General features: G+C 61.8%; 19 protein-coding genes. 7 read left to right on the top strand and 12 right to left on the bottom strand.

Annotated features, from left to right (window positions below):
- Nucleotides 1-155 precede the first annotated feature (155 nt).
- Both AB9K34_RS02045 and AB9K34_RS02040 read right to left on the bottom strand, forming a co-directional pair.
- Entirely contained in the window at nucleotides 156-824 is a 669-nt protein-coding gene (locus AB9K34_RS02045) for a 4'-phosphopantetheinyl transferase superfamily protein (protein WP_369952784.1), read from the bottom strand.
- A 76-nt stretch (nucleotides 825-900) separates the two neighbouring features.
- Nucleotides 901-1,956: an acyltransferase family protein gene (locus AB9K34_RS02040; RefSeq protein WP_369952783.1), complete on the bottom strand. Its 1,056-nt coding sequence runs from the start codon at nucleotides 1,954-1,956 to the stop codon at nucleotides 901-903.
- Nucleotides 1,957-2,300: 344 nt separating this feature from the next.
- Between AB9K34_RS02040 and AB9K34_RS02035 the strand changes: the two genes are divergently transcribed.
- Complete coding sequence (locus AB9K34_RS02035) at nucleotides 2,301-2,645, top strand: RidA family protein (protein ID WP_369952782.1); 345 nt, start codon at nucleotides 2,301-2,303, stop codon at nucleotides 2,643-2,645.
- A gap of 99 nt (nucleotides 2,646-2,744) precedes the next feature.
- Here AB9K34_RS02035 and pta read toward each other — a convergent pair whose 3' ends face one another.
- The 4 genes from pta to AB9K34_RS02015 form a co-directional block, all read right to left on the bottom strand.
- Nucleotides 2,745-3,770 (bottom strand): phosphate acetyltransferase, encoded by a 1,026-nt coding sequence (gene pta / locus AB9K34_RS02030; protein WP_369952781.1) that lies wholly within the window; start codon nucleotides 3,768-3,770, stop codon nucleotides 2,745-2,747.
- A 42-nt stretch (nucleotides 3,771-3,812) separates the two neighbouring features.
- On the bottom strand, nucleotides 3,813-4,853 hold the full coding sequence (locus AB9K34_RS02025; RefSeq protein WP_369952780.1) for a YeiH family protein: 1,041 nt from the start codon (nucleotides 4,851-4,853) through the stop codon (nucleotides 3,813-3,815).
- An 88-nt stretch (nucleotides 4,854-4,941) separates the two neighbouring features.
- A complete protein-coding gene (gene xsc / locus AB9K34_RS02020; protein ID WP_369952779.1) occupies nucleotides 4,942-6,723 on the bottom strand; it encodes a sulfoacetaldehyde acetyltransferase in 1,782 nt (593 codons plus the stop codon).
- A gap of 49 nt (nucleotides 6,724-6,772) precedes the next feature.
- The gene (locus tag AB9K34_RS02015; RefSeq protein ID WP_369952786.1) at nucleotides 6,773-8,380 is read right to left on the bottom strand and encodes a GMC family oxidoreductase; all 1,608 of its coding nucleotides are present in this window, start codon (nucleotides 8,378-8,380) and stop codon (nucleotides 6,773-6,775) included.
- A 133-nt stretch (nucleotides 8,381-8,513) separates the two neighbouring features.
- Between AB9K34_RS02015 and AB9K34_RS02010 the strand changes: the two genes are divergently transcribed.
- The 6 genes from AB9K34_RS02010 (at nucleotide 8,514) to AB9K34_RS01985 (ending at nucleotide 16,017) form a co-directional block, all read left to right on the top strand.
- A complete protein-coding gene (locus AB9K34_RS02010) occupies nucleotides 8,514-9,746 on the top strand; it encodes a TRAP transporter substrate-binding protein (protein ID WP_369952778.1) in 1,233 nt (410 codons plus the stop codon).
- Nucleotides 9,747-9,864: 118 nt separating this feature from the next.
- Nucleotides 9,865-10,530 (top strand): TRAP transporter small permease, encoded by a 666-nt coding sequence (locus AB9K34_RS02005; RefSeq protein WP_369952777.1) that lies wholly within the window; start codon nucleotides 9,865-9,867, stop codon nucleotides 10,528-10,530.
- Nucleotides 10,531-10,532: 2 nt separating this feature from the next.
- Entirely contained in the window at nucleotides 10,533-11,891 is a 1,359-nt protein-coding gene (locus AB9K34_RS02000) for a TRAP transporter large permease (RefSeq protein ID WP_369952776.1), read from the top strand.
- A 9-nt stretch (nucleotides 11,892-11,900) separates the two neighbouring features.
- Nucleotides 11,901-12,680, top strand: a complete 780-nt coding sequence (locus AB9K34_RS01995; RefSeq protein WP_369952775.1) for an IclR family transcriptional regulator — start codon at nucleotides 11,901-11,903, stop codon at nucleotides 12,678-12,680.
- Nucleotides 12,681-12,858: 178 nt separating this feature from the next.
- The gene (locus AB9K34_RS01990; RefSeq protein WP_369952774.1) at nucleotides 12,859-15,282 is read left to right on the top strand and encodes an FAD-dependent oxidoreductase; all 2,424 of its coding nucleotides are present in this window, start codon (nucleotides 12,859-12,861) and stop codon (nucleotides 15,280-15,282) included.
- A gap of 90 nt (nucleotides 15,283-15,372) precedes the next feature.
- Nucleotides 15,373-16,017, top strand: a complete 645-nt coding sequence (locus tag AB9K34_RS01985; protein WP_369952773.1) for a TetR/AcrR family transcriptional regulator — start codon at nucleotides 15,373-15,375, stop codon at nucleotides 16,015-16,017.
- 87 nt (nucleotides 16,018-16,104) lie between these two features.
- Here the strand turns inward: AB9K34_RS01985 and AB9K34_RS01980 are convergent, their stop codons facing one another.
- The 6 genes from AB9K34_RS01980 to AB9K34_RS01955 all read right to left on the bottom strand — a co-directional run bounded on the left by AB9K34_RS01980 (nucleotide 16,105) and on the right by AB9K34_RS01955 (nucleotide 22,476).
- Complete coding sequence (locus AB9K34_RS01980; protein ID WP_369952772.1) at nucleotides 16,105-16,401, bottom strand: SH3 domain-containing protein; 297 nt, start codon at nucleotides 16,399-16,401, stop codon at nucleotides 16,105-16,107.
- Nucleotides 16,402-16,479: 78 nt separating this feature from the next.
- Nucleotides 16,480-18,276: a dipeptide ABC transporter ATP-binding protein gene (locus tag AB9K34_RS01975; RefSeq protein ID WP_369952771.1), complete on the bottom strand. Its 1,797-nt coding sequence runs from the start codon at nucleotides 18,274-18,276 to the stop codon at nucleotides 16,480-16,482.
- Nucleotides 18,273-19,178 carry an ABC transporter permease gene (locus tag AB9K34_RS01970; protein WP_369952770.1) on the bottom strand — a complete coding sequence of 302 codons (906 nt, stop codon included), beginning with the start codon at nucleotides 19,176-19,178 and terminating at the stop codon, nucleotides 18,273-18,275. Before AB9K34_RS01970 ends, AB9K34_RS01975 begins: the two co-directional genes overlap by 4 nt.
- Nucleotides 19,178-20,116 (bottom strand): ABC transporter permease, encoded by a 939-nt coding sequence (locus AB9K34_RS01965; protein ID WP_369952769.1) that lies wholly within the window; start codon nucleotides 20,114-20,116, stop codon nucleotides 19,178-19,180. Before AB9K34_RS01965 ends, AB9K34_RS01970 begins: the two co-directional genes overlap by 1 nt.
- Before the next feature lie 53 nt (nucleotides 20,117-20,169).
- Entirely contained in the window at nucleotides 20,170-21,711 is a 1,542-nt protein-coding gene (locus AB9K34_RS01960) for an ABC transporter substrate-binding protein (protein ID WP_369952768.1), read from the bottom strand.
- Nucleotides 21,712-21,762: 51 nt separating this feature from the next.
- The gene (locus AB9K34_RS01955) at nucleotides 21,763-22,476 is read right to left on the bottom strand and encodes an SDR family NAD(P)-dependent oxidoreductase (protein WP_369952767.1); all 714 of its coding nucleotides are present in this window, start codon (nucleotides 22,474-22,476) and stop codon (nucleotides 21,763-21,765) included.
- Between the last annotated feature and the right edge of the window lie 13 nt (nucleotides 22,477-22,489).

Raw genomic sequence — 22,489 nt, 5'->3', positions numbered from 1 at the left:
AAGCAAAGGCACCGCAACAACCAGCAGACCCATATACCCAATGCCCAAAACCATGAAAAAATGGATGACAAACGCCGGCATCAATCCACAAAACAAAACACAAAAAATCGACACAGAAACTATCCTGAAAGGAAAGAAAATCACTTGAGCCTCGGTCAGGGCTCATCGTGAATCCTGATGTCGATTGACTTGCCCGGCACCGCGACATGCGCGACGGCGGTGTCGATATCCGGCAACCGCCGCAGACACACCGATTGCCCCAGAACCTGCACCGATTTCGGGTCATGACCGTCAAGTGCCCCAAGGTGGATGGTGCGTGGATCGGTTTTCAGCCCGGTTCCAAGCAGTTTCAGGATCGCCTCCTTGGCCGTCCAGAGGATCAGAAATCGCTCGACGGTCAGGGGGCTGTTGCTGTCTGTCTGTTCCAGCTCTCCGGGACTGGCAATTTGCGGCAAGAGAGGGGTGTGATCGTATGCGGGCGGTTGCTCGAGATCGAGGCCCACCGGACAGTCCGAAATTGCAAGCGCGATCTGATCGCCCGAGTGAGACAGGTTGAAATGCAGCCGCGCGCCGGACAGTTCAGGCTTGTCATGCGGCCCCGTGATCAGCGGAACATCTTGCGGGGCCATGCCAAGGGCGAGACCGAGCCGGTGGCGCATCCACGCGCGCCCCTTGCGAAACCGGATCGCACTGGCGGCGTGAACGAAGCGGCTGGCGCGCGCCATCTCTGCCCGGCTCAGCGTGTCGGGCCGATCCGGCAGATCCGAAAAACGGGCGTGGTATATCCCGACCGGCGCGGGACGGCGATCTGTCACATGCTGCATCCTAAAGCTCCCTCCTCCCCGCGCGCCTGACCTTGCGCGGCCGGACCGCGTGGCGCAGGGCGGGGACCAGGGAGGCTCATCCGTGGCCTGTCAACCGGCGCCGCAACGGGTGCAGGGGCTTTTCCAGCCAGCGATAGGTCGCCGCGGCAAAGATCATGGACAGGGCCCCGGCCAGAAGGATCAGCAGCGGCTCCCTGTAGGAGGCGATGCCATTATATATCAGCGCCTTGATGATGACAAAATGGATGAGGTAGATGGTGAACGACCATTGCCCGATCCGGCGCATGAAGGTCCAGTTGAGCGGCTTGAACCAGATATCGGACGGTCGTGTGACCGCATAGTGAAAGATCGGCATCAGCGCCAACCCCTGCAGGCTGTAGCGCAGGATGGACCTGAACGCATCGTCGCGGATCACGAAACACGCGAGCAGCACGACAAGTGCCCCCCCGAGCCAGATCAGCCGGGTCGGCAATGCGGTGCCAAAAAGACTGTCTGTGCGGCCACGCCAGGCCAGGATCGCCAGCAGGCAGCCATATAACAGACTATCGAGCCGGGTATCTGTCGAAACATAGATTTCCCATTCGCTCGCTCCAAAGCCATAATAGCGAATGGCCCGCCAGACCGCGACCGCGACCAGCATCCCGATCAGGTATCTGACAGCATTTGCGCGGTCGGCCAGCATGAGAAAGAGCGTCGGCCAGATCAGGTAGAAATGTTCTTCCACGGCCAGTGACCACAGGATGCCAAGCCCATCGACGGTCGATGAGTCGGGCGCATAGAGAGCGTAGTAATTGTAGAAGAACAGGAGCTGGCTGATCGTGGTCATCAGATCCGGCTTGCCTTCGGCCAGATCGGCCGCCGAGAGCAGAAAGCTGACCGCGAGAACGAGCAGGATGGGAGGCCCCAGCCGCACAATACGGCGCAGATAGAACGCAGGTTGCGAGATCGATCCATACCGATCCCATTCCCGCGTCAGGAGCGTGGTGATCAGGTAGCCGGACAGGAAGAAAAAGATCGTCACGCCAAATCCACCGGGGACGATATCTCCGAAACCTGCATGCGCGATGAAGACCAGCATGATCGATACGGCCCGAAGCCCGTCAAGGGAAGGAATATGCGAGGATTGCGCCAAGACCGGAGGGCTCCCTTGTTTGTCAACGCTCAGAAACGGGCGCTCGGTGCCCCGCCAAGTTTCTGGGTCAACTTCACTGGCACATCAAGAGAATAGTCGCCCGGTGCCGGCGTTTTGCCGGTGTGCGAGCGTGCACGTTGCAGATCGGCATCCTTGGCGGGAAGGGGAGAGGGTGCTCTGACGGCCTGCCCCGCCATGGGATTTCAGGACAGTCTTCCCATTTGATCGGCATGCAGAGCGTTACGTATTTCATGGCGGATATTCTCGCTGAGCGCGTAATCGGCCTGTCCGGTCGGCGCAGGCTTCGTTAAACTTGCCGGACGTTGAATCAGAGAGTGAAACCCATGAGCATTACACGTCTGCACTCCGGCCCCCGCATGAGCCAGGTGGTCATCCACAACAACACCGTCTACCTGGCCGGTCAGGTCGGCACTGCCGGTGCCGATGTCACCACCCAGACCAAGGATTGCCTTGCCTCCGTCGACCGGCTTCTCGCAGAGGCGGGCAGCGACAAATCCAAGCTGTTGCAGGTTGTCATCTGGCTGGCCGACATGAGCGATTTCCAGGAAATGAACGCCGTTTACGACGCCTGGATCGACCCCGCCAACCCGGCGGCGCGTGCCTGTGGCGAGGCCAAGCTGGCCACGCCCGAGTACAAGGTCGAGTTCATCGTCACTGCGGCGCTCTGATCTTGTACCGGGCCGGAGGTCATGGTTGCCATGATCTCCGCCTTGCTTGACCTGGCACGGTGGACGACGTTTTCCTCTCAAGGTCTCGCGCCAAAGGTTTTATGGCTGTACCGTCGATTTTTGGTCTGACCGGGCCGCCTGTGCCGTGGTGACGGCGATGATGTGCAGGATGTCTTCCGCCGAACAGCCGCGCGACAGGTCATTCGCGGGCCGGGCCAGCCCTTGCAGGATCGGGCCGATCGCCACCGCGCCACCGACCCGCTGCGCCACCTTGTAGGCGATATTGCCGGATTCCAGGTTGGGAAAGATGAACACGTTGGCGGCCCCGCCGAGGGCGGAATCCGCCGCCTTGGACCTGGCGATGTCGGGGACGAAGGCGGCGTCGAACTGGATTTCACCGTCCACGATCATGTCGGGTGCCATTTCACGCACCAGTTCCGTCGCCCTGACGACCTTGGAGACCTTTTCGTGGCTGGCGCTGCCACGGGTCGAAAAGGACAGCATCGCGACGCGAGGCGTTTCGCCGACCAGCTGCTCCAGCGACGCGGCCGATGCACAGGCGATTTCGGCCATTTCACGCGGATCCGGGTCAATCACCAGACCGGCATCCGCAAAGACATGCGCGCCCTTGGTTTCGTGGTGGTCCTTGCAGAACAGCATCAGGAAAAAGCTCGAAACCAGCCGGGTGTCCGGTGCGGTGCCGATCATCCGGATCGCCGTGCGAACGATTTCGGCGGTGGCTGTCGCCGCGCCGCCAACGGTTCCGTCCGCCAGCCCGAGTGTCACCAGCAATGCCGCGAACACATGCGGATTCCGGACCGCTTGCGCAGCCGAGGCCGCTGTCGCCCCCTTGTGTTTGCGCCGCTCAAGGTAAGCCTCGGCCATGCGTCCGGCCAGCGGCGTGTCGTCGGGATCGTGTATCTCGATCCCGTCGGGGATGTCTCTGCCGGCAGCGGTCAGCCCGGCCTCGATCTCGGCGGCCTTGCCGACCAGAACGATGCGCGCGACCCGTTGCTCGCGGGCCATCAGCGCCGCCTCGATCACGCGCGGGTCCGCGCCTTCGCTGAGCGCGATCTTCCGGTCTGACCGGGCGGCGTTGGCCAACAGGATTTGCAGGGGCTTCATGGCGGGTCTCCGGGAGTGTCAGGGCAGGGGCCGTGGCGGCGATCACCCGGTCAGCATCCTGATGCCGATCAGGATGAAACCGGCGATGAACACGGTTTCGGCGACGATCAGGATGATGGCCTGCCCGCCGACATCGAGGATGGTTCTGAGCGATGTTTTCATGCCCACGGCCGCAATCGAGATCAGCAACGCCCAGCGGGACAGATCGCTGAGCGCGGATTGCACGAATGCCGGGATCAGACCGAAAGAGTTGATCGCCGCCAGCAACAGGAACATCAGGACAAAGAACGGGATCAGCGGCGGCCGCTTGCCGCCGTCTTCCACGCTGGTATCCACATAGCTGCGGATGGCGAGCGAAAAGACCAGCACGACCGGCGCGAGCATGGTCACGCGGATCAGCTTGACCAGCGTCGCGGTTTCGCCGGTTTCCTGCGATACCGAGAAGCCGGCGCCGACAACCTGCGCCACATCGTGAATGGTGCCCCCGAGGAAAACACCGGTCTGCATGTCATCCAGGCCCATCGCCTGGGTAATGACCGGATAGACGATCATGGCCAGTGTGCTGAGAACGGTGACGCCGAGCACGGTAAAGATCAGGTTGCGTTCGGAATGCTCGTTCTTGGGCAGCACGGCGGCGATGGCCATGGCCGCGGAAGCACCACAGATCGCGACCGACCCGCCGGTCAGCAGGGCAAAGCGCCAGCCCCGGCCCAGAACCCGCGCGCCGAGCAGGCCGAACAGGATCGTCAGGATCACCCCGGCCACGACGAGCGTGATCAATTCCGGCCCCAGTCCGATCAGCAACTCGACACTGATACGCGCGCCCAGCAGGGCAACTCCGATCCGCAGCACCGTCCGCGAGGTCAGGGCGATGCCCTCGACACAGCGGCCTTCCTCGGCAAGGAAATGAAACGCGATGCCCAGCAACAGCGCCATGAGCATCGCCGGCGCGCCGTAATGATCGGACAGGAACTGGGCGGCCACGGCGATCACCAGCGACACGAGGAACCCCGGAGCATTGACCCTCAGAAACCGGTTCACCCTCGCAATCGGGGTTTGGGGCGTTGCGGTCGCATCGGGCATTGGCGGCTCTCCGGTTGGTTCGCGCAGGATCAGGGCAAACGAATTTCGTATCCGGGGGCGGCGGCGGCCACCGTCCCCGGAGATTGGCTCAGGCGATCTGCTGCTCGCGCATGTCCGCAGCGTCGATGCCGGCAACCTGCACCGGTTTCTTCATCGCGTCACGGCGGAAAGGTTCGCCCAGCTCCTGGTTCAGGACGACCTCGATAAAGGTGGTGACATTGTCGTTCATCTGCTCTTGGACTGCGGTATTCAGAACATCGGTCAGTTGTTGCATCGACGTAACCTGAACGCCTTTCAGCCCGCAACCCTCGGCGATCCGGGCATAATTCACGTCGAGATTGAGTTCGGTTCCGACAAAATTGTCATCGAACCACAGGGTGGTGTTCCGCTTTTCGGCACCCCACTGGTAATTGCGGAACACGATCATGGTGATCGCAGGCCAGTCGCCACGCCCGCAGGCAGTCATCTCGTTCATCGAGATGCCGAATGCCCCGTCACCGGCAAAGCCGATCACCGGCACGTCCGGGCACCCGATCTTGGCACCGAGGATCGCGGGAAGCCCATAGCCACAGGGACCGAACAGGCCCGGTGCGAGGTATTTCCGGCCCTTTTCAAAGCTCGGATAGGCGTTGCCGATGGCGCAGTTGTTGCCGATGTCCGAACTGATGATCGCGTCCTTGGGCATCGCCGACATGATGGCGCGCCAGGCCTGACGCGGGCTCATGCGGTCGGGCTGGCGGTTGCGCGCGCGCTCGTTCCAGGTGACGCCCTCGTCATTATCCTCTTCGTGGTCCAGCGAACTCAATTCCTGTGCCCAACGGGATTTCGTCATTGCGATCAGTTCTTTGCGCTCGGCGCGCCCCTTGTCGCCGGCCCCATCGGCGAGTTGCGCGAGAAGCTGTTCCGCGACCTTCCTGGCATCGCCCTGTATGGCCACATCGACCTTCTTGGTCAGACCGATCCGATCCGAATTGATGTCGACCTGAATGATCCTGGCGTCCTGCGGCCAATAGTCGATGCCATAGCCGGGCAGGGTCGAAAACGGGTTCAAGCGGTTGCCGAGCGCAAGAACAACATCGGCCTTGCGGATCAATTCCATCGCCGCCTTGCTGCCGTTATACCCGAGTGGACCGACCGCCAGCGGGTGGCTGCCCGGAAAGGCGTCGTTATGCTGATACCCGCAGGCCACGGGCGCATCCAGTGCCTCGGCCAGCCTGGCGCTGGCGTCGATGGCACCGGCGAGGATCACGCCGGCACCGTTCAGGATCACCGGGAACTCGGCCTCCGACAGCAGGCTCGCCGCTTCGGCCACCGCCTCAGCGCCACCGGCGGGACGTTCAAGACGGATGATCTGGGGCAGTTCAATGTCGATCACCTGCGTCCAGAAATCGCGCGGAACGTTGATCTGTGCCGGGGCAGAGCCGCGCCGCGCCTTTTCGATGACGCGATTCAGCACTTCGGCCATGCGGCTGGGGTCGCGTACCTCTTCCTGATAGCAGACCATGTCCTCGAACAGCTTCATCTGTTCGATTTCCTGGAACCCGCCCTGACCAATGGTCTTGTTGGCCGCCTGCGGAGTCACCAGCAACAGCGGCGTGTGGTTCCAGTAGGCGGTCTTGACGGGGGTGACGAAATTGGTGATGCCGGGGCCGTTCTGGGCGATCATCATGCTCATCTTGCCGCTGGCACGGGTATAGCCATCGGCCATCATGCCGCCCGAGGTTTCATGGGCACAGTCCCAGAACGTGATGCCCGCGGACGGGAAGAGGTCGGAAATCGGCATCATCGCCGAGCCGATGATGCCGAATGCGTTGTCGATACCGTGCATTTGCAGAACTTTGACAAACGCCTCTTCGGTGGTCATTTTCATGGGGCTCTCCTTTGGAAAGTGATGTCTGTGTCGTTGGAATAAATCTGTCTCAGCTCGCCAGCCGGCGATCCGCGATAATCAGGTCACTGGCCTTTTCACCGATCATGATGGCCGGGGCGTTGGTGTTGCCCGACACGATTTCCGGCATGATCGAACAATCGGCCACGCGCAGGCCGCGAATGCCATGAACGCGCAGCTTTTCGTCGACGACCGCATCCTTGCCCTGGCCCATCCTGCAGGTGCCCGTGGGGTGATAGATCGACGCGGTATTGCTGCGCGTCCAGTCCAGCGTCGCCTCGTAATCGTCGATGTCGAGATCCGCATGGGGCCGGAATTCTTCGGAAATCTTGCTCGTCAAGGGGGCGTGCCGGGCAATCCGGCGGGCAATGTTGACACCCGCGACAATCGTGCGGCAGTCGGTCTCGGTGGACAGGTAATTGGGGATGATGCGGGGATATGCCCGTCCGTCGCTGCTTTTCAGGCGGATCTCGCCGCGGCTCTCGGGACGAAGCTGACAGACCGACATCGTAAAGGCGGAAAACTTGTCCGCGCCCTTGCCGGGATTCTCCGCCGACAGCGGCTGAACGTGGAACTGTATGTCCGGTGTTTCAAGGTCCTGATTGGTCTTGAGAAATCCCGTCGCCAGACTCGCCGCCATGGTCATCGGCCCGGCACGGAACAGCAGGTATTTCAACCCGATCCGCGCCTGCCCGAACAGCGAGGACACTTCGTCATTCAGCGTGGGTTCGTTGCATTTGTAAACCAGACGCGCTTGCAGATGGTCCTGCAACCCCTTGCCGACGCCATACAGGTCCTGCTCGACCGTGATGCCGTGTTCAGCCAGTTGCGCGGCCTCGCCGATGCCGGACAACATCAGCAATTGCGGTGAGTTGATCGCGCCACCCGACAGGATGATCTCGCGATTGGCGCTGACCGTCTGCGCCTCGCCGTTTCGGTCGGTATAGGTGACGGCGGTCGCGCGCTTGTCCTGTATCGCGATCTTTTCGACCTGCGCATGGGTGATGATCCGCAGGTTCTCGCGCGCGCGGATCGGCTTGAGATAGGCAACCGCAGCGCTGCAACGCCGCCCCTTGTGCGATGTCAGCTGAAAAAAACCGACGCCTTCCTGCTGCGCGCCGTTGTAATCGGGATTGAAGCGGTAACCGGCGGCTTGTGCGGCGGCGATCCAGGCATCGGTGATCGGGCGTTGGATGCGCATGTTCGAAACTGACAGCGGCCCCTGATCTCCGTGGAATTCGTCGGCCCCGCGCTCGTTGTTTTCCGCCCGTTTGAACAGCGGAAGAACGTCGTCCCAACCCCAGCCGGCATTGCCCATCTGCCGCCAGCGATCATAATCCTGCGGCTGTCCGCGTACATAGAGCAGCCCGTTCAGCGAGGAAGAGCCCCCCAGCACCTTGCCGCGCGGCCATTCGATCGACCGACCGTTCAACCCCGGATCGGGCTCGGTTTTATAGCACCAGTCGACATTCGGATTGTGGATCGTCTTGAAATAGCCGACGGGAATATGAATCCACGGGTTCCAGTCGCGCCCCCCCGCTTCGAGCAGGACGACCCTGACTGCGGGGTCCGCGCTGAGGCGGTTCGCCAGCACGCAACCGGCCGATCCTGCGCCCACGACAACATAGTCTGCTTCGATCACTCCCACCGCATCCTCCTCCTCGCGTGCACGCCGAAACCGGCGACTCTTTTGGCTTGCGTGTCATTCATTACGTGACTATTAATGAGACTGCAAGTATCAAAAATTGAGACACCATAGAGGGAGGAACCAAATGGGTGTTGGTGAGAAACTGAGCCGGATCAACCGGCGCGACCTGTTCAAGCTGGCCGGTCAATACGGCATGAGCTCGACATTGCTGGCGGCAGGAACCTTTGGTGGCGCGATGAGCATCGGCAGCCTCGCGCGTGCAGCAGAGTCCACTTACGAGCGGCGTTTTTCCAAGCCGGCCAAGCACACGCTGAAATTCGGCGCATCCGGCTTCAATGCCCGTAACCTGTTGATTGAACGCATGGGTGCGCTGGAATTCGCCCGCGATCTCGAGTCGCGCACGGATGGTGAAATCCGTATCGAGTTCATCGGTGACAACCAGATTTGCGGTCAGACAAGCTGTGTGGAAAAGACCCAGCTCGGCATTGTCGACATCTACGCGGCCTCGACCCAGAACTCGGCAGGGGCGGCGCCGTATCTCAATGTTCTGGACTATGCGTACATGTTCCCGACGCGGGCGTCGCAGTATCATTTCCTCTACAGCCCCGAATCGCAGCGAATCCTGCGCGATCCGCTGGAAGAGCGTCACGGGCTGAAATTCCTGTTCTCGCATTGCGAGCTGCGCGGATTGCAGATGGGGCTGAAATGGGAAAACGAACCCACCATCACCAAGATCGAGCAATTGTTCGGAACCAAGAACCGCGTCACCGGCACCCAGCTGGGCCGGATCGCCATGCAGGCGCTGAATCTGAACCCGGTGCCTGTTGCCTGGGAGGAAACCCTGGACGGTCTGCGCCAGGGTCTGATCGACGGCGCGGAAACATGGGCGTCGGCGGTGGCCTATGCGGGCATGACGCCGGTCGTTTCGCAATCGGTCGACCTGAAATTCTTCTGCGGCACGGAGCATACGTCGATGTCGGCCAAGGTCTTTGACAGCCTCGATGGCTATCTTCAGGACGCGGTGATGGAATCGGCCTATTGGGCGCAGGTCCATGTACAGGGCGCGAACGAGGCCGCACTGGTCAAGACTGTCGGCTTCTCGGATCCGCAACTGCCCGATACCCTGTTCGTCCAGGACAACGTGCGTTGCGCCTTCCTGCCGGACAGCGAGATCAAGATGGCCGAGGAAATGTGCTCGCCCGAGTATCAGCCGCAGCTGTGGGAACAGTGGCGCGAGCGCCTGAACAACTGGGCCGGCGGTATCGACACCTATCAGGAAATCTACAACGTCGCACGCGAGATTCCGGCCGACATGAAGCCCGAGAATGTCGAGCCGCGCCGTTGGTGGAAAAGCTGATCCACAGCCTGAAACGATCCTGTCTGCCCTCGGGCGCGGGGCAGACAGGCATTCGGACGCATATTGACCGGAGGGCCCGCAGAGGCGGGGGAGCGGTTTTACGAAGGAGGAGACGGCCATGACGTTATGGTCAGACGTCTTGGGAATCCTGTCTGCCCTGGGCAGCGGTGATTCCTGGACGATAAGCAAAGCACTCGCGGCGGAAGGCGTCTGGGTTATCGGCGCCGTCGCGACCATCCTGGGCGGTGTTCTGGTCGCAGCGCTCTATAGCTGGTTTCCGGTGCTCGAACGGAACTTCGAGCGCAGCGTGATGGTCTATACCTATCTCGCCATCGCCGTCATCATCTTTGTCGAGGTGATCCGCCGCTTTGTCTTTTCCATGCAGGCCCCGTGGTCGACGACCCTGCCGCCGGTGCTCTTCATGATCATGACCTGGTTCGGATGTTCCTACAACATCCGCCTGCGCACCCATCTGGCGTTTTCCGAATTCCGCAATTCGATGTCGCGCGGGTTTCAGATGCTGTGCCTGTCACTCGATATGGTGCTGTGGCTCGGTGTCTGCATCATCGTGGTGGTGACCGGCTCGCGGGTCGCTGCAAACTCGGCGTCGAATTTCCAGATCCTCGCCGGAACCGACAATTTCATGCAATGGTGGTATCTGATCACCGTTCCCATCGCCTTTATTCTGATGGCGGGCCGCGTCATCGAAAACTGGTACGAGGATCTCGCCAATTACCGCAGCGGCGCAGAGTTGATCAAACCAACCGTGATCGGAGCGGACTGACCATGGCCGACAGCACAATCATCACCCTCATTTCGCTGGGCGTCACCTTTCTGTTCATGATTGGTGTGCCGGTGTTTCTGATCATCGCCTACTGGGTGATCGGCACCACCTTTGTCCTGGGACAGACGCTGGACAATATCGGCGCGGCCCTGTCGGACGTGTTTACCGACGGTTTCGCGCTGCTCGCCATGCCGCTCTTCATCCTGACCGGGGACCTGATCAACAAATCCGGCATTGCGAAACGTCTGTCCGATTTCGCCTATTCCTGCCTCGGATGGCTGCGCGGCGGGCTGGCCATGGCGTCGATCGGGGCATGCGGTCTGTTTGCGGCGATCTCGGGGTCGAACTCGGCCACCACCGCCACCATCGGTTCGATGCTGCATCCGGAAATGGTCAAGGGCGGCTATGACGAGCGTTTCTCTGCGGCGACCGCCGCGGCGGGGGGCACGGTGGGTATCATCATTCCGCCCTCGATCATCTTCATCGTTTACGGCTACCTGATGAACCTGTCGATTTCCGACCTGTTCATCGCCGGAATCGTTCCCGGCGCGCTGATGGTCATCGCGATGCAGTGCGCCTGCTGGATCCTCTGCCGCCTCAATGGCTGGGGTCATATCATTCCGCTGAACCTGAACCGTATCCTGAAGACCGGATTCGGCGCGTGGCTCGGTTTCTTTGCAATCGGACTGGTGTTGTGGGGCATCTATACCGGCAAGTTTTCTCCCACCGAGGCGGCGGGCGTGACGGTCGGCTTCTGCCTGATTGTCGGCGTGATCTGCTATCCGCTGAACAAGCTGATGAAGAATGACGATAATACGCCCGTCAACGAGAGAACCTATGCCGACATGCTGGTCGTCGGGGGCTTCAAGATCACCGAGATCCCGTCGATCGTGGTGCGTTCGGCCCAGATCACCGGCATTCTCGCGCCGCTGATCGGCGTTTCGGTGGTGATGCAGCAGAACCTGTCACTCCTGGGCGCGCAACAGGTGATCGGCGATTTCGTCACCGGGATGGGCGGCTATTACGCGGTTCTTTTGACAAGCATGGCAATCGTGTTCGTGTCGGGCATGATTCTCGAGTCATTGCCGGTCACGATCATCCTTGCACCCATTCTCGCACCGGTTGCCGCATCCGTCGGTATCGACCCCGTGCATTTCTCGGTCATCTTCCTCGTGGGGGCGTCGATCGGGTTCATCACGCCGCCTTACGGGCTGAACCTCTATGTCGCATCGGGCGTAACCGGTGTTCCATACTTCAGGTTGCTGAAATACACTGTGGCCTATCTCGCCGCGCTGATCGGCACCTGGTTCCTGGTGGCCCTGGTGCCGCAACTGGCGCTGATGCTGGTACCGCAAATATAGAGACTGCACATGGCCGACGCCGGAAACACCACTGATCAGGGTAACATTCCGACCAACCTGCGGCTGTTGATGGTGCTGGAAGAAATGGCCTCGGCCGGGGTGCCCGTCACCCCGACCGAGGTCAATCAGTCTCTGGGCCTGCCCAAGCCGACGATTCACCGTCTGTTTTCCACGCTGGAATCCGAGGGGTTCATCCAGCGCGACATCGACGGCCGGGGCTATTCGCCGGGTCAGCGCGCCCGCGCGCTGTCGGCAGGGCTGCTGTCGTCCCTGCGCATCCGGACCGCGCGGGTCGCGATCATGACGCGGCTTGGTGAAGAGATCGGCGAAACGGTGAACCTCGCGCTGCCCGAGCGCGACGGCATGATCTATATCGACCGGGTGGAAACCAAATGGCCCCTGCGCATCCAGTTGCCCATCGGCACGCGGGTGCCGTTCTATTGCACCGCCAGTGGCAAGCTCTATCTCAGCTCGCTTACGCCGCAGCATCTGGAGCGTTATGCCCACGCCACCACATTCGAACAATTCACCGAGCGCACCATCACCACGCCCGAACGGCTGACCGAAGAAATCGCGCGGGTGCGGGATCTCGGCCATTCCACGGATGACGAGGAGTTCATGGAAGGCATGATCGCCATCAGTGTACCGATTACCGAAGCCAATGGCAGGCTGGTGTCTACCCTGTCTTTTCATGCCCCGGTGCAGCGTCTTTCGATGAAAGACGCCCACAGGCATCTGGACGCGCTGAAAGCAGCCGCCATTCATCTCTCGTCCCTGCTGACCGACTGAGTTCGGGCCTGTTCCTTCAGAGGCACCGCCCGCGCCGGCCTTGGCCGGGCGGAACGGGCCGTGTGACATTTGACGGCGATAACCAGTTACCAGACAGCTCTGGACACTTATGTCTAGACAGCTCGGATATCCCGATCTACCGTGATCCTGACGCAGTGCAGCAGGGCGGGAGTGCTTCATGAAATCGCATTATCGGGTTGTCGTTATCGGGGGTGGCGTCGTCGGCGCATCGGTTCTCTATCATCTGGCAAAATTCGGTTGGCGTGATGTGTGCCTCGTCGAACGCTCGGTGCTGACCGCCGGATCGTCCTGGCATGCGGCGGGCGGGTTCCATGCGCTGAACGCCGATCCGAACATCGCCGCGTTGCAGGGATACACGATTGACCTGTTGAGCGAGATCGAAGCGGAAAGCGGCCAGTCCGTCGGCATGCACATGACCGGTGGCCTGACCCTGGCCGGCACGCCGGATCGCTGGGACTGGCTGCAATCCGCATATCGGGTGTTTCAATCCATCGGCATCGAGGATTGCCGGCTCGTCACGCCGGAAGAGGCCTGCGAACTCAATCCGTTGATGTCGAAAGAGGGTATTCTCGGCGGCATGTGGGCCGACCGTGAAGGGTATCTGGACACCACCGGCACGGTCCACGCCTATGCCAGGGCCGCCCGCAAGCACGGGGCCGAGGTGATCGAGCACAACCGGGTTCTGGAACTGAACCAGACCCCGGACGGATGGGAGGTCGTGACCGAAAAAGGCACGATCGCCTGCGAACACGTGGTCAACGCCGCCGGTCTCTGGGCCAAGCAGGTGGGCCGGATGGCGGGGATCGAATTGCCGGTTGCCCCGCTCAAGCATCACTATCTGATTTCCGACACCATTCCCGAGCTCGAGGCGATCGATTTCGAAGTGCCGATGACCGTCGATCTCGAAGGCTTCACCTATCTGCGACAGGACCAGAAAGGCGTGCTGCTGGGCATTTACGAGATCAATCACGAACATTGGGCACTGGACGGGGCACCGTGGGATTACGGCATGGAACTGTTCCAGGAGCAGACCGACCGGATCGAACATGAATTGACGATGGGATTTGAACGTTACCCCGCCTTGCAGAATGTCGGTGTGAAAACATGGGTCAACGGCGCCTTTACCTTTTCGCCGGACGGCAATCCGTTGGTGGGGCCAGTGGCGGGCAAGCGCGGCTACTGGTGCGCCTGCGCGGTCATGGCCGGGTTCCTGCAGGGCGGCGGCGTTGGCAAATCGCTTGCCGAGTGGATGATCCACGGCGAACCCGAGGCGGATGTCTTTGGCATGGATGTGGCCCGTTACGGCGATTACGCGCAGAATAAACGCTTCATTCGCGAAACCACCGGGCAGTTCTATACGCGCCGGTTCGTGATGACCTATCCCAACGAACAGCTTCCGGCGGGACGACCTTTGAAGATGGCCCCCGCCCATGACGCGATGACCGCTGCCGGCGCGCGGTGGGGGGTCAGCTATGGGTTGGAAATCCCGCTTTATTTCGCGCCCGAAGGATTCAGCGAGCAGGGATCGCTCAAACGGTCGAACGCCCATGACATCGTTGGCGAGGAATGCCGCGCGGTACGTAACGCCGCAGGGCTGTTGGATATCACGGCCTTTTCGCGCTACGAGGTGAGGGGTCCGAACGCGACACAATGGCTGGACAGACTGCTGGCCAGCCGGCTGCCGGCAGCGGGACGCGCGCGGCTTGCGCCGATGCTGGGCCATGACGGGCGGCTCAAGGGGGATCTGACGGTGTTTAACTGGGGGCCGGACGAAGGCGGCGATCCGGTCTACTGGCTGATGGGGTCGTATTATCTGCGCGGCTGGCACATGCGGTGGTTCAGCAATCACCTTGACGCAGGGGTGGCTGTGCGCGACCTGTCGGACGAGGTGGTCGGCTTTGCACTGGCGGGGCCGAACGCACGCCGGATTCTTGACAAGCTGGCGGATCCCGAGGCGGTTGTCGCCCTGCCGTTCATGGGCTGCGCTCTGCTTGATGTCGGCCTGATCCGTGCGCGGGTGGGCCGCCTGTCGGTGACCGGAGAGCTTGGCTATGAAATCCATTGCCGCGCCAGCGAACATATCGCCCTGCGCCGCGCGTTGCTCGAGGCGGGGGCCGGCGACGGGCTGCGCGAGATCGGGATGAATGCGTTGTTGTCCTTGCGGCTGGAAAAGAGCTTTGGCATCTGGTCGGCCGAGTTCACCCAGGGATATACCGCCGCGATGACCGGCATGGATCGTTGGATCGATTGGCAAAAGCCCGACTTCATCGGTCGCGATGCCGCGCTGTCCGAACGTGATGGTGCGGGGCCGGAGAAGGTGCTGGTGACGCTGGAGGTCGAGGCGGAAGACGCCGATGCAAGCGGCTTTGAGCCGGTCTGGCATGACGGCGAAAAGGTCGGCTTTGTCACCTCGGGCGGGTACGGGCACACGCTTGGCAAGTCTCTTGCGATGGCATTGGTCGATCCGGCTGCGGCGGGCGAGGGTACGGAACTGAGCGTGCACATTATCGGTGCCGAACGCCGTGCCCGCGTTATCGCGCCGTCGCCCTACGATCCGCTCGGCAAGGCCGTGCGCGGTTGATCGGGCCTCTCGTGCAGTCCCGGATGGCGGCTTGCGACAGGGCGGCACGCACCCCGGCAGGTGAGGGACGGCCCCTCCGGAGGTCAACGGATGACTGACGACGCTTCGCGCAGCGCGGGCAATGTCAAGGTCACGCGCGACGATTGGCTGGACGTGGCGCGCGATCTGCTGATTTCTGACGGCGTGGGTGAGGTCAAGGTGCTGGCCATCGGCGAGCGGCTCGGCGTGTCACGTTCGAGTTTCTACTGGTATTTCAGGAGCCGCAAGGAACTGCTCGACACTCTGCTCGCGGAGTGGGAGGCGAGCAATACCGCGACCTTCGTGGAATATGCCGAGATGCCATCCGAGACCATTACCGGTGCGGTCTGCAATCTGTTCCGCTGCTTTCTTGACGAGCGGTTGTTCAATTACCGTCTGGATTTTGCGGTGCGCGAGTGGGCGCGACGTGACGGCGAGGTGCGTCGTGTGATCGACCAGAGCGACGCGCGCCGCCATGCCGCGCTGGCCCGGATGTTCGAGCGACACGGCTTTGCACCGGACGAAGCCGACGCCCGGGCGCGCATCCTGTATTTCATGCAGATCGGCTATTACGCGCTCGATCTGCACGAACCGCTGGAAGAGAGACTCAGCCGGGTCGACGGGTATGTTCTGGGCTTTACCGGACAGGCGGCACGCCCCGAAGAGACGGCGGCGTTGATTGCCTTCGCGCGCGACGCGGACAAGCGGTCGCGCTGAACCATGCGATGAGCAGTCGGGATTCCGGTAAATCAGTCGCGACAGGGATATATCCGGGCGTGTCCGGCCCCGATCCCGGCGGGCTGGTCAGAGTTTTCGCAGATATGCCCAGGATACATAGCCCTTGAGCCCGCGCGCCTGTTTCAGCGAGACCTTGCACCACCGCGTGCCGCCGGTCTGATCGCAGCCATGCAACCGCAGGACGGTGCCATTGGGCAACCCCAGCATGATCTTGTAGCCCGTTCCCGGCCCGGCCCGCATCTTGAGCATGTCGTCGTCTTCGACGCCCACCACCTCATGCAACCCCCTGGACTCGGCCTGCACCGGTGCGAACAAAGCGCCCAGCATGATTGCCGCAAGCGTGGCTGTGACGACTTTGCGCATCACTCTCTCCTGTCTTCTGCCTCGCGCGCATATTAGGCGGTCGCACGCGATGCGTCCAACAGGATCGGTGACCCACGATCAGTGATCGGCGACAAAATGGTCCGGGCCGACCTGTGTAAACTCTCGGAGCGGCGGCACCCAGCCCAGCGGGCGCACCGGGCTCTTGAGTTCGTCGGTGATCAGGCTGCGCCGACGCCCCTTGAGCGCCGGGTCCGGCACCGGCACCGCCTCGATCAGCTTGCGCGTATAGGGGTGGCGTGGATTGGCGAGGATCTCGGCCCGTGGCCCGATCTCCACGATCTCGCCGAGCAGCATGACCGCGATGCGATGGCTGATCCGTTCGACCACCGCGATATCGTGGCTGATGAACAGGTATCCGACACCCAGCTTCTGCTGCAATTCGAGCATCAGGTTCACCACCTGCGCCTTGATTGTCGCATCCAGCGCCGAAACCGATTCATCCGCGACGATCAGCCGGGGGTTCAACGCCAACCCCCGCGCGATGCAGATCCGCTGTCGCTGCCCGCCTGAAAACTCGTGCGGAAAGCGCAGGGCGTGATCGGGGGACAGGCCCACGAGGTCGAGCAATTCGGCAACGCGGGTCTCGATTTCTTCGCCCTGGGCCAGACCATGCACGCGCAGGGGCTCGGCAATCGCGGCACCCACGGATTTGCGCGGATTGAGTGAGCCGTAAGGATCCTGAAAGATCATCTGCATGCGCAACCGCACCTTGCGCATGTCCTCTGCGCTGGCCTGCATGAGGGATTGACCCTCGAAATGGACCTCGCCCGCCGCCGGTTCCACCAGCCGCAGGATCGACCGCCCGGTGGTCGACTTGCCACACCCGGATTCGCCGACCAGCGCCAATGTCTCACCCGCGCGCAGGTCAAAGGACACGTTCTCGACCGCATGGACATTACCATTCACGCGGCCCAGCAACCCGCCCCGCATCGGGAACCGTGTGGTCAGCCCCTTGACGTCCAGGATGACATCGCCCCGCGCATCCGGTTCGTTGGCCGGTTCCTTGCCCGCGCCGGTCAGGTCCATCTTGGGAAAGCGCCGTGGCGTCTTGGTGTCGCCCAGACTGCCAAGGCGCGGCACCGCACCCAGCAGCATCTTGGAATAACCCTGCTGCGGGTTCGTGAACAGGATATCTGCGGGGGCCTCTTCGACCTTGTCGCCCTTGAGCATGACGACCACGCGGTCGGCGATCTCGGCGACAACGCCCATGTCATGGGTGATGAACATGACGGCGGTGCCGGTTTCGGCCTGCAAATCGCGGATCAGTTCGAGGATCTGGGCCTGGATCGTCACGTCCAGCGCCGTGGTCGGCTCATCCGCAATGAGCAACTTCGGCTGGCAGGCGAGCGCCATGGCGATCATCGCCCGTTGCCGCATCCCGCCGGAAAAGCTGTGGGGATGTTCGTTGGCGCGGCGTTCGGCATCCGGAATCCGAACGAGATCAAACAGGCGTAGGGTTTCGGCGTGGGCCTCGGCCATGCCCATGTCGCGATGTTCGCGCAGCACCTCGGCAATCTGGAAGCCCACCTTGAGCACCGGATTGAGGCTGGTCATGGGTTCCTGGAAGATCATTCCGATCTCGTTGCCGCGCACCTTGCGCATCGCGGTTTCATCCAGTTGCAACAGGTCGGTGCCGTCGAGCCGGATAGAGCCTTCGATGCGGCCCATGTCCTTCTGGATCAACTGCATGATCGACAGCGCGGTCACGGATTTTCCCGAGCCGGATTCCCCGACCACGGCAACCGTTTCACGCCGGTCGATATCGAAACTTATGTCGCGGATCACCGGCACCCATTCACCATCGACGCGGAAGGATGTGGTCAGCCCGTCAACGGACAGCAGCGGCGCGCTCATCCTTCACCCCGCAATCTGGGATCCAGTGCATCCCGCAAACCATCCCCCAGCAGGTTGAGGGCAAAAACCACGATCAGGATCACGATCGACGGAAACAGCGCCAGCCAGAAACTGTCGAGAATGTTCTCGAACCCTTCGCGGATCATCCCGCCCCATGTGGCGGTGGGCGGGCTGACCCCCAGTCCGACAAAGGCGAGCGAGGCCTCGACCCGGATCGCGGTGGCCAGCCAGAGCGATCCCATCACGAGGATCTCGGGCGCGATGTTGGGCAGGATATGACCAAACATCAACCGGCTGTCGGAATATCCCAGGGCCCGGCCCGCCTCGATGAACTCGCGGTTCTTGACGGCGATGGTCGGGGCGCGGGCGATGCGGGCAAAGGGCGGGATCGAGGTGAGCGCAATGGCGATCACCAGATTGGCAACCGAGGGGCCGAGCATGGCCACCACGATCAGGCCGAGGATCAGCGACGGAAAGGCCAGCAGCACATCCATCGTCTGCATGATGATGATGTCGGTGCGCCCGCCCACATATCCGGCCACCAGCCCGATCACCGAACCGATCACCAGCGCCGCGCCGATTGCCATGATGCCGATGGTCAGCGAAATCCGCGCGCCCCACATGATTCGCGACAGGGTGTCGCGGCCATAATAGTCGGTTCCGAACCAGTGTTCGGCGGACGGGGGCTTTAGCCGGTTCAGCACGTTCTGGTCCAGCGGATCATAGGGCGCGATCCACGGTGCCAGCAATGCGATCAGGGCGATCAGCAGGAACAGGCCCAACCCGACCCACGAGGTCTTGTTGGTGTTGAAGGCGCGCAGCAAGCCGTCGCCGGCAACCGCCAGGGAGCGGCGCAGATAGGCCGCGCGCGACAGGGTGGGGGAAGAATTCGGATGTGCCATCAGTATTTGATCCTCGGGTCGATAAGCCCATAGGTGAGATCGGTCAGCAGGTTCACCAGAACCACGATCAGCGTGTAGATCACCATCATGCCCTGAAGCATCGTGTAATCACGCTGGTTCAGCGCCCCGATGATCAGCTTGCCCAGCCCCGGCCGGTTGAACACGATTTCGGTCAGAACCGAGTTGCCGATCAGAATGCCCAGATACAGGCCGACCACCGTGACCACCGGGATCATCGCGTTGCGCATGCAGTGGCGGCGGATGATCACCGCAAAGGCCAGCCCCTTGGCGCGGGCGGTGCGCACGTAATCCTGGTTCAGAACCTCGAGCATTGCCGAACGGGTCACACGGGTGATGTAGGCGGCCATGATCAGGCCAAGGTTGATCGCGGGCAGGGCAAGGTTCTGCAACCGCTCGCCCAGCGTGCCGCCCTGTCCGGAACTGATCACCGGGAACCAGCGCAGCTGGATGGCAAAGACGAGGAGCAGCAGCACCGCCGAAACGAAGGCGGGAAAGGACAGCCCCAGCAGCGAGACCATCCGCGTCACATAATCGGGCAGCTTGTTGCGTTTCACCGCAGACCAGACGCCGAGCGGGATACCCACAACCGCACCCAGCACCAGCGACGCCAGCGTCAGTTCGAGCGTTGCAGGCAGAACCTTGGCGATCTCCTGTATAACCGGCCGGCCCGAAACCAGCGATACCCCCCAGTCGCCCACCAGAACGCCGCGGAGAAAGTCGAAATATTGCAGCGCCAATGGCTGATCCAGACCCAACCGCTCGCGCAGGGCGATCAACGCCTCCTGGCTGGCCTGGTCCCCCAGGATCGCCATGGCGGGATCGCCCGGCAGGATGCGCACGATGAAGAACACGATGGTCAGCACCGCGAACAGCGTGATCACGGCAAAGCCGAGCCGTTTCAGAACAAATGCAGTCATGTCACCCACCTATCTGGTGCCGGACCGATGATCCGGCACCTGTTGATTTGGCCTTATTCGGTGAAGGCGGCCTGTTCGGTTACCGGCGGGCTCAGATTGAGCGAGCCGTTGACCTCGGTGCCCAGATCAAGCGTGTCTTTCCAGGCCCACAATTGCAGGCTCTGCACCACCGGAACGGCACAGACCTCTTCCATGATCTTGGCTTGTGCGCTGGCCCAGAATTCCGCCTGCTTGGCCGGATCTGTTTCGACACGCGCTGCCTCGATTTCATCATCCGCGACCGCACAATGCGAGAAATTCGCCACCGCGGTGGGGGTGTTCACCGTGGCGTCGGAATGGAAGAACTGTGACAGGTACACATCCGCAACCGGGAAGCGGGCGGCGGCGTAATGTACGACCTGGCTCAGGTCCTTGCGGATCTGTTCATGGAACGTCGCATGTTCCACGGTTTCGATCTCCATGTTGATGCCCGCATCGCGCAACATCGACTGCGCCGCCTCCATGGTGGACAACATGCCCGGCAGGGTGGTGTGGATCGCCTTGATCGTCACACCATCCGGATATCCGGCCTCGGCCAGCAGCGCCTTGGCGGTTTCGATGTTGTAGTCATAGGTCGGCACCTGATCGGTATAGCCCATGTTCCCTTCGGGCACCGGCGAGATCGCGGGCAGCGTCACATCGGGTCCCTTGAACTGCACCATCGCGTCGCGATTGATCGCATGGGCAAATGCCTTGCGAACGCGGATGTCATCCAGCGGCGGCATGGTCATGTTCAGATGCAGAACCGACATCTCGCCGGGTTTCATCACCGCGATCTTGGTCCCGGGCAGTTTGCTGATCCGCTCTGACCATGTCTGGTCCTGCTTGCCATAGATCATGTCGATCTCACCCGACTGGAATGCCAGATCGCGCGAGGCGTCGGAGGGGATGTAGCGGTAATAGATTTCCTTGATCTTGGGTTCGCCACGGAAATATTCGGGATTGGCCACCAGCTTTACGTATTGCTGCGGCTGGTATTCCTCGAACATGAAGGGGCCGGTGCCGATCGGGGTGCGCTGGTAATCCTCTCCCAGTTCCTCGACCGCATCCCGGCAGACGATGTTGCCGCCGTGATAGGGCACCAGCATCCCCAACAGGCTGGGGACCGGGTTCTTGAGCTTGATCGTCACTTCGTAATCGCCGGTGGCCTCGACGCTTTCGAAGGCGTCGAAATCCTTGGCGAATGACGATTGCTCGGGATTGGCCGACCGGTTGAGCGAATACACCACGTCCTCGGCGTCGATTCCGCCATAATCACCGTGACAATCGACATCCTGCCGCAGCTTGAAAACCCATGTCAGGCCGTCATCCGAAGATGTCCAGCTTTCGGCGATATCGGGCTCGATGAACTCGGGGCTGGATTCTCCGGGTTTGATCCGCACCAGACCGTTGAACATCCAGTTCAAAAGCCCCTTGTCGGGCGTCGAGGTGGCGACATGCGGATCCAGTTTCCCTGCATCGGCGCTTCCCATGCCGACATTGAGCGTGGTTCCGGCGGCAAATGCGCCGCTGGCCATGACCATCCCGGCGCAGGCCAATCCAATCAGTCTATTCATCTGTGTGTCCTTTCTGTTGGGTCTTTTTTTGTTCTGGTTCGATTTTCTGGTTCAGAGCGTATCCTCCATCCGGCAGTTTACCAGCATCTCGGCCATCGCGGCGGTGTTGGGCAGTGCAAGTGCCGTTGCCGCCAGTTCCGCAAGATCCAGAGGGTCGATCATTTCGGCTGTGCCGATCTTGGTGACATCCGCCGTCAGGTCCGTTGCCACGAAGCCCGGACAGATGGCGGTGGCGCGGACCCCGTGATCCCAGCCGATCCGGCGCGTGCCGTGTGTCAGCGCGAGCATTGCGTGCTTGGTCATGCTGTAGGCGATATTCTCGTTGCGCACCCGTTTGCCCGACAGTGAGGCGATATTGATGATGCGCCCCGATCCGGCGGCCTTGAGATGGGGCAGGCACAGCCGGGTGAGAAACAGCGGCCCCTTGACGTTGATCGCCCACAGCGCATCGAGATCGGCCTCGTCCCCGGCTTCGATCGAAAAGCTGTTGCTGGTGCCCGCATTGTTGACCAACCCGTCCAGCCGTCCGAACCTGTCGAGCGTACCGTCCAGCCAGGCGCGGTGGCTGGCACGGTCGGTGGCCTCGTAGGTTGCGCAATGCAACCGATCCCCGGCCTGATCGCGCAGCGCCCGTTGCAGCGCGGCAAGGTCACGGGCGCCGGCGCTGACCGAATAACCCTTGGCGTGCAGCACCTGCGCAATGGCCAGCCCGATCCCCCGGCTGGCGCCGGATATCATCACCACGCGGTCGGTCGGGTCGATCATGTCCGGCTCCTGT

This window comes from Sedimentitalea sp. XS_ASV28, assembly GCF_041224545.1.
GTDB lineage: Bacteria > Pseudomonadota > Alphaproteobacteria > Rhodobacterales > Rhodobacteraceae > Sedimentitalea.
This window is presented reverse-complemented; position numbering and strand designations above follow the sequence as displayed.

What these genes read in the sequence shown, in the direction of transcription:
- AB9K34_RS02045 (WP_369952784.1), bottom strand. Translation starts at nt 824, where the DNA reads ATGCAGCATGTGACAGATCGCCGTCCCGCGCCGGTCGGGATATACCAC.
- AB9K34_RS02035 (WP_369952782.1), top strand. Translation starts at nt 2,301, where the DNA reads ATGAGCATTACACGTCTGCACTCCGGCCCCCGCATGAGCCAGGTGGTC.
- pta (WP_369952781.1), bottom strand. Translation starts at nt 3,770, where the DNA reads ATGAAGCCCCTGCAAATCCTGTTGGCCAACGCCGCCCGGTCAGACCGG.
- AB9K34_RS02025 (WP_369952780.1), bottom strand. Translation starts at nt 4,853, where the DNA reads ATGCCCGATGCGACCGCAACGCCCCAAACCCCGATTGCGAGGGTGAAC.
- xsc (WP_369952779.1), bottom strand. Translation starts at nt 6,723, where the DNA reads ATGAAAATGACCACCGAAGAGGCGTTTGTCAAAGTTCTGCAAATGCAC.
- AB9K34_RS02010 (WP_369952778.1), top strand. Translation starts at nt 8,514, where the DNA reads ATGGGTGTTGGTGAGAAACTGAGCCGGATCAACCGGCGCGACCTGTTC.
- AB9K34_RS02005 (WP_369952777.1), top strand. Translation starts at nt 9,865, where the DNA reads ATGACGTTATGGTCAGACGTCTTGGGAATCCTGTCTGCCCTGGGCAGC.
- AB9K34_RS02000 (WP_369952776.1), top strand. Translation starts at nt 10,533, where the DNA reads ATGGCCGACAGCACAATCATCACCCTCATTTCGCTGGGCGTCACCTTT.
- AB9K34_RS01995 (WP_369952775.1), top strand. Translation starts at nt 11,901, where the DNA reads ATGGCCGACGCCGGAAACACCACTGATCAGGGTAACATTCCGACCAAC.
- AB9K34_RS01990 (WP_369952774.1), top strand. Translation starts at nt 12,859, where the DNA reads ATGAAATCGCATTATCGGGTTGTCGTTATCGGGGGTGGCGTCGTCGGC.
- AB9K34_RS01985 (WP_369952773.1), top strand. Translation starts at nt 15,373, where the DNA reads ATGACTGACGACGCTTCGCGCAGCGCGGGCAATGTCAAGGTCACGCGC.
- AB9K34_RS01980 (WP_369952772.1), bottom strand. Translation starts at nt 16,401, where the DNA reads ATGCGCAAAGTCGTCACAGCCACGCTTGCGGCAATCATGCTGGGCGCT.
- AB9K34_RS01975 (WP_369952771.1), bottom strand. Translation starts at nt 18,276, where the DNA reads ATGAGCGCGCCGCTGCTGTCCGTTGACGGGCTGACCACATCCTTCCGC.
- AB9K34_RS01970 (WP_369952770.1), bottom strand. Translation starts at nt 19,178, where the DNA reads ATGGCACATCCGAATTCTTCCCCCACCCTGTCGCGCGCGGCCTATCTG.
- AB9K34_RS01965 (WP_369952769.1), bottom strand. Translation starts at nt 20,116, where the DNA reads ATGACTGCATTTGTTCTGAAACGGCTCGGCTTTGCCGTGATCACGCTG.
- AB9K34_RS01960 (WP_369952768.1), bottom strand. Translation starts at nt 21,711, where the DNA reads ATGAATAGACTGATTGGATTGGCCTGCGCCGGGATGGTCATGGCCAGC.
- AB9K34_RS01955 (WP_369952767.1), bottom strand. Translation starts at nt 22,476, where the DNA reads ATGATCGACCCGACCGACCGCGTGGTGATGATATCCGGCGCCAGCCGG.